The following is a 5,868-nucleotide window of genomic DNA, read 5'->3' on the forward strand; positions in this document are numbered from 1 at the left end:
GCACACGGAGATGGAAGCCACAGAAGCACCTCAAAAACACCATCATACACTAAATCAATAAATTGGAGTCATTACCTGATACTTCAGTTTCTTTTTTAAGATGTTCGTTTCCTACGCCAGCGCAGCCAGAGAGTACAACGGTGCAAAGTAATGGTAATAACCATTTTGTTTTTTTCATGTATATATCGCCTTCGTTTTTTTTATTCAAAGCCTTTTTACTGTTTTCTCAAGAAAAAATCAAATAAGAACCTAATGCCCCGTGATGGTAGATAAAAATTCCACCGGGAGCGTAACGACCATCGTCTAGCTCTTTTCTTGTTTGTCTTACCCTGCAAAAAGTTTAATTGTGTGGGCGTAGTGTCAGACTTGTACAATCACACTATTTCGCTTACTACTCCTTAGAAACTCTCTTTATCAGATGCCAGTCTTTGTACTGCAAGACAGGGTAGCGCTTAACTCTTTCGCGGTTAAGTTACGTTTCTACCGTTTGCCAGTGTATCCTGCAGCAGTGCGGGGCATAGACATCATTGATCCTCACCGCTTGTCTAGGGCACAGCTCTGTCATGGATGACGTGATGAGTTGTAAGTCAGTAGAAAAAATGAAGATTAGCTATTTTCCAACCTCCGCTCTCTGCGTATAATGCCGCAAATCTAGCTTAGAGAACGTTGTTATGCCGATAGCGATTCGAACACTGCACACTCTTAACCTGCCTGACAGCGGGAATACGTGCCGTGGTTTTCTAAGCCTCATTATTCAGAAGAAAAGCTCCTATATTAGGAGCTTTTTTTTTGCCATCATCACCCCCTGTTGAGGATATCTCCCGTGGCAAACCCCCTTTATGGAAAACATATCATTTCAATCAATGATTTCAGTCGTAGCGAACTGGAGTTGGTTTTACAAACGGCGGCCTATTTAAAAGCGAACCCTCAACCGGAACAGTTGAAACATAAAGTGATTGGAAGCTGTTTTTTTGAAGCCTCAACCCGCACACGCTTATCCTTTGAAACCGCAATTCAGCGTTTAGGCGCCTCGGCAGTTGGCTTCGCAGATGGTGGGAACACATCCTTAGGCAAAAAAGGTGAGACACTCGCCGACACAATCTCGGTCATTAGCCACTATGTTGATGCCATCGTCATGCGCCATCCTCAGGAAGGTGCCGCACGGCTCGCCACAGAATTTTCTGGAAATATCCCAATCTTAAATGCGGGCGATGGGGCTAACCAGCATCCGACGCAAACCCTATTGGACCTCTTTACCATCCAAGAAACCCAACAGAGTCTCGATAACCTCCATATTGCTATGGTAGGTGATTTAAAATACGGCCGGACAGTTCATTCTTTGACACAGGCCTTATCTAAATTTACGGGTAATCACTTCTATTTTATTTCTCCACACGCCTTGGCGATGCCAACTTATATCACCGATATGTTAGAAGATAATGGTTGCCCTTGGTCACAGCACGACAGTATTGAAGAAATTATTCCGAAGGTTGATATTCTCTACATGACACGTGTACAAAAAGAGCGCCTAGACCCCTCTGAATACGCCAATATGAAGGCGCAATTTATTTTACAGGCCTCACATTTAGTGGCTGCTAAAACGAATATGAAAGTACTGCATCCTCTACCAAGAGTGGATGAAATCGCGACAGACGTCGATGAAACACCCCATGCATGGTACTTCCAACAAGCAGGAAATGGGATCTATGCTCGACAAGCACTGCTGTCTTTAGTCTTAAATCGTTCGTTAGTAGGAGAGGCGTCATGAATCAGGATAAATTACAAGTTGAAGCGATTAATAACGGTAGTGTGATCGACCATATTCCTGCCCGACTCGGCTTTCGCCTTCTGACACTATTCCGTCTCACCGAAACTGATCAACGAGTCACCATCGGCTTAAACCTGCCTTCAGGTGAAGGGCGTACCAAAGATCTGATCAAAATTGAAAATACCTTTCTGACGGCGGATCAGATCAACCAATTAGCGATCTACGCGCCAAATGCCACGATCAATAATATTGAGAATTTTAAAGTAGTGGCTAAGTTACGTCCAACGCTGCCTGAAGAGATTCGAGCTGTATTGGTCTGTCCAAACGCCAACTGCATTAGCCATAATGAACCGGTAAATTCACGGTTTGCGGTTAAAACCCGGCGTAATGACCTCTATTTACGTTGTCACTACTGCGAAAAAGAGTTTTCCCGTCAGGCGGTGATTGGACACTGGTAATCGACAGCCTGCTCCCTATAATGAAACTTACGCTATTCGTTACCGTCATGAGGAAGAAGTATGTCACGTGAAATTAATACCCGCCATGCACCTGCCGCGATTGGACCCTATGTACAAGCCGTCGATTTGGGTCAGCTTGTCCTGACTTCCGGCCAGATCCCTGTTGATCCTAAGACAGGTGAAGTGCCTGATGAGATCGCCGCACAGACCCGGCAATCTTTAGATAATGTAAAGGCAATCATTGAACAAGCTGGATTAAGTGTAAAAAATATCGTAAAAACGACTGTCTTTGTTAAAGATCTCAACGATTTTGCGACAGTGAACGCGACTTACGAGCAGTTTTTTACTGAGCACGATGCTCCCTTCCCTGCTCGCTCTTGCGTAGAAGTGGCTCGCCTACCCAAAGACGTAGGTATCGAAATCGAAGCTATCGCTTTACGCGGCTAAAGATACGTTGGGCAGAGGGGCTTTCTATGACCTCTGCCAGTGTAGTTTTGTCCCAAAACCGAGTTGGTTATCTGTCATTTTTAACCGATCAATCTGCAATCGCCACAGCGGTGCCGATTTCTGTTTAGCGATGGGGAAACGTCGTTGGTACGCCTCAAGGCCCCGTTGATGGGCTTTACCTTCTGCAAGGGTAATGACGCCCTGAAACTGCACGCCTTGTAACTGCGAAACCGATTCTGTTTGTGCGCTCACGGTACCAACCACTTGCGGGGAGGCGACCATCAAACGCCCATGCAGCGTGCTCGGTTCTGTCATTAACCAAAAACTGATATCCTCGCGATCTAATGCGTAGAAACAGTTAGCGGCCCAGAACTGGTCGCCATGTTGTGTGCAAAGCGTCAACACATGCTGGTCAGCTAAGTAGCCAAGGCAGTGCGCTAATTCATCCACAAGGATCTCCTGACAATGTATCAAGACAGGGCCACAAAACAGGCCGACTGCCAGTGGTATCTTTATCTGATTCAAACGGCTAAGGGGCTACTTTATACCGGCATCACCACGGATGTCGCCCGCCGTTTAGCTGAACACAATAGTGGACGAGGTGCTAAAGCGTTACGCGGCCGAGGACCGCTGACAGTTGTCTTTCAGAGTCCGGTTGGCGATCGGGCTAGTGCGCTGCGTATTGAATATCAGATTAAGCAGCTAAGCCGCTTAAAGAAATTGGATATCGTCAGTAAACAGCCACCCAATATCAATGATTGGTTGATTCAGTTAATTCAACGCTAGGTAAGGTCAATACCGCTTGGCGTTGCGCCGCATTCTGCTCTTCAAGAGGATAAATAACGACTTCTTGCTCACCCAGCGTATCCAATGTCAACCCCGGAGCTGGTTGAAATCCCTGCTCCTGCAGCCAGCTCAGTGCTTGATAACCCACTACTGCGCGGTAACTGAACTCATTTAGGCTATCTAATCCTTCAAACAGTAAGTCCTTCGCCAAAGAAGTCGAGGTATGATGCGGATCGACGACCGCTGCGCTAATTACTACCCAATTTAGCTCTTCGCCATTCACTTGAATCGGACTAAATGCCTGATAGCCTAGAACCTTTCCTTCATCATCTGTCGCCACAACACCAAGCGTAATGAAACCTGCTTCACGTAATGCTTGAATACGCTCTGCGAGTTGAGGATGTTGAGCACCGTGACGAATAAGCGTATCAATCCCTGCTGCGTCGAGACCAATTTCAGTACGAAGAAGCATAGTTTTTCCTCTGCTAAGCGCGAAAATTTAGGCAACGGGTAAAAGGAAGGGGCTTAAACAGACTTCCGTTTACCTAGATGAAAGTCAGCATAGCACACTCCTACTCATCACGGTAACTACGCAAAGTGCCGGTCTTGGGTATTGAAAAACGCTGCGTAACATCAATGCCGCAAAACTTCAGTTCGCACAAACTGTGAGTCACTTTTCACTGGCTATGCGTAGAGTGTAGTGATGTAAGTCATCCCTTTTATTCGAAGGTATCCTATGTCTGAAAATCGCCCATTTAAACTATCGGTGTTAGATCTCGCTCCTATTCCAGAGTTTGGTGTAGCGAGAGATGCTTTCAAACGTTCTTTAGCCTTAGCCCGCTTCGCCGAACAAGCGGGGTATCATCGTTACTGGTTAGCCGAACACCACAATATGCCTGGTATTGCCAGCGCAGCTACAAGCGTACTTATCGGTTATTTGGCGGCACATACTCGCCATTTACGCTTGGGATCGGGCGGCGTTATGTTACCGAATCATTCCCCCTTAGTGATTGCTGAACAATTTGGAACCTTGGAATCCCTCTATCCTGGGCGCATCGATTTAGGCATTGGGCGCGCGCCGGGCAGTGATCCCACCACCATGCAGGCTTTACGTCGTCATGCCTCTCCACAGAGGGAGGAACGCTTTCCAGAGGACGTTCAGCAGTTGATTACATGGTTTGATACGCAAGACGATAAGGCGTTTAACGTCCGGCCGGTGCCGGGTGTAGGCTTAAATGTGCCAATCTGGCTACTGGGTTCCAGCATGTATAGCGCGCAATTAGCGGCAAAGTTAGGGTTACCCTTTGCTTTCGCGTCCCATTTTGCACCCGATGTAATCAGCCAGGCAATAGCCCTTTATCGTGAAGAATTTGTTCCATCAGCCAGACTCTCGCAGCCTTATGTGATGATAGGCGTTAATATCATTGCTGCAGAAAGTCGCGCGCGGGCACGTTATCTCTTTACCTCACAACAGCAGCAATTCATCCATTTACGTCGCGGCGTACCGGGGAAATTACCGGAACCCGTAGAAACAATGGATAACATTTGGACGCCAGCCGAGAAGTTTGGAGTGGAGAGAGCGTTAAGTCTTTCTTTAGTGGGAGATGTTGCGGCGATTACCCACGGACTGCAAGCTATTCAGCAGCAGTATCAGGTGGATGAGGTGATGGTTAACGGGCAGATTTATGATAATGATGCCCGAATTTATTCTTACCAGCTTGCGATGGAAGCACATCACGCCATCCATTCATTGTCGGCATAAAAAAAGGGAGCCGATAGGCTAATGCTGATCGTTTAAGGATCAGTTGACCGATCCGGTGGCTCGTGTAAAAAGGGTTCATGTTCAACATGGACCCTTTTTAAATGGAACTTTCACAAGCTCTCGGTATTATCAATCTCACTGCGCCCGATGAAGTTCAAAGCCTCGCTGACCTTCTGTCTCCTGACCTTATTCAGCAAGCTTTTTCTCTTACTGATACCGTCACCCTGCGCAAGCGTAAACTCCCTCTTGAGTCCATGGTCTGGCTGGTTATCGGCATGGCCATATTCAATAATAAGCCTATGAGTCATATCGTTAATCTGATGGATATTGTTGACCGAACCGGACGTTCCTTCACCGCACCCAGCTCCGTTATTGCCCGTAGGAAAACGTTAGGTGAAGATGCTATTCGCGTTCTGTTTGATATTACTCAGCAACACTGGCATGCCGAGGCAAAACACCCTCTCTGGCACGGGCTGACACTCAATACCGTTGATGGTGTAGTCTGGCATACGCAGGACACGCCTGAAAATGCAGAGGCCTTCGGTAAGGCTTCGAACCAACATAGTGAGCACGGATATCCTCAGGTCCGCATGGTGTGTCTGATGGAACTCAGCAGTCACCTGCTACGCGCGAGTGTGTCAGGCCGT

At 47.1% G+C, this 5,868-nt stretch carries 8 protein-coding genes; 6 read left to right on the forward strand and 2 right to left on the reverse strand.

What is annotated here, in order from left to right:
* Positions 1-823: 823 nt before the first annotated feature.
* The 3 genes from pyrB to HH682_RS15180 are packed head-to-tail and all read left to right on the forward strand — an operon-like array spanning position 824 to position 2,673.
* A complete protein-coding gene (gene pyrB, locus HH682_RS15170) occupies positions 824-1,768 on the forward strand; it encodes an aspartate carbamoyltransferase (RefSeq protein ID WP_214238325.1) in 945 nt (314 codons plus the stop codon).
* Positions 1,765-2,226: an aspartate carbamoyltransferase regulatory subunit gene (pyrI, locus tag HH682_RS15175; RefSeq protein WP_214238326.1), complete on the forward strand. Its 462-nt coding sequence runs from the start codon at positions 1,765-1,767 to the stop codon at positions 2,224-2,226. The genes pyrB and pyrI overlap by 4 nt, the downstream gene beginning before the upstream one ends.
* A 60-nt stretch (positions 2,227-2,286) precedes the next feature.
* On the forward strand, positions 2,287-2,673 hold the full coding sequence (locus tag HH682_RS15180; protein ID WP_214238327.1) for a RidA family protein: 387 nt from the start codon (positions 2,287-2,289) through the stop codon (positions 2,671-2,673).
* Between the two features lie 24 nt (positions 2,674-2,697).
* On the opposite strand, the gene HH682_RS15185 is transcribed toward HH682_RS15180, so the two are convergent.
* A complete protein-coding gene (locus HH682_RS15185) occupies positions 2,698-3,123 on the reverse strand; it encodes a YhbP family protein (protein WP_214238328.1) in 426 nt (141 codons plus the stop codon).
* A 15-nt stretch (positions 3,124-3,138) separates the two neighbouring features.
* Between HH682_RS15185 and HH682_RS15190 the strand changes: the two genes are divergently transcribed.
* The gene (locus tag HH682_RS15190; RefSeq protein WP_214238329.1) at positions 3,139-3,459 is read left to right on the forward strand and encodes a GIY-YIG nuclease family protein; all 321 of its coding nucleotides are present in this window, start codon (positions 3,139-3,141) and stop codon (positions 3,457-3,459) included.
* On the opposite strand, the gene HH682_RS15195 is transcribed toward HH682_RS15190, so the two are convergent.
* A complete protein-coding gene (locus tag HH682_RS15195; RefSeq protein ID WP_214238330.1) occupies positions 3,425-3,931 on the reverse strand; it encodes a GNAT family N-acetyltransferase in 507 nt (168 codons plus the stop codon). The genes HH682_RS15190 and HH682_RS15195 overlap by 35 nt on opposite strands.
* A gap of 264 nt (positions 3,932-4,195) precedes the next feature.
* On the opposite strand from HH682_RS15195, the gene HH682_RS15200 reads away from it, so the two are divergent.
* Together HH682_RS15200 and HH682_RS15205 are read left to right on the forward strand one after the other, a co-directional pair.
* A complete protein-coding gene (locus tag HH682_RS15200; RefSeq protein WP_214238331.1) occupies positions 4,196-5,221 on the forward strand; it encodes a luciferase-like monooxygenase in 1,026 nt (341 codons plus the stop codon).
* A gap of 101 nt (positions 5,222-5,322) precedes the next feature.
* A partial coding sequence (locus HH682_RS15205; RefSeq protein ID WP_214238332.1) for a transposase domain-containing protein occupies positions 5,323-5,868 on the forward strand: 546 nt, incomplete at its 3' end.

Source organism: Rosenbergiella gaditana, from assembly GCF_018494065.1.
Taxonomy (GTDB): Bacteria; Pseudomonadota; Gammaproteobacteria; order Enterobacterales; family Enterobacteriaceae; genus Rosenbergiella; species Rosenbergiella gaditana.

Coding starts and splice junctions, on each gene's coding strand:
- HH682_RS15190 (WP_214238329.1), top strand. CDS start 3,139: ATGTATCAAGACAGGGCCACAAAACAGGCCGACTGCCAGTGGTATCTT.
- pyrI (WP_214238326.1), top strand. CDS start 1,765: ATGAATCAGGATAAATTACAAGTTGAAGCGATTAATAACGGTAGTGTG.
- HH682_RS15180 (WP_214238327.1), top strand. CDS start 2,287: ATGTCACGTGAAATTAATACCCGCCATGCACCTGCCGCGATTGGACCC.
- HH682_RS15195 (WP_214238330.1), bottom strand. CDS start 3,931: ATGCTTCTTCGTACTGAAATTGGTCTCGACGCAGCAGGGATTGATACG.
- HH682_RS15200 (WP_214238331.1), top strand. CDS start 4,196: ATGTCTGAAAATCGCCCATTTAAACTATCGGTGTTAGATCTCGCTCCT.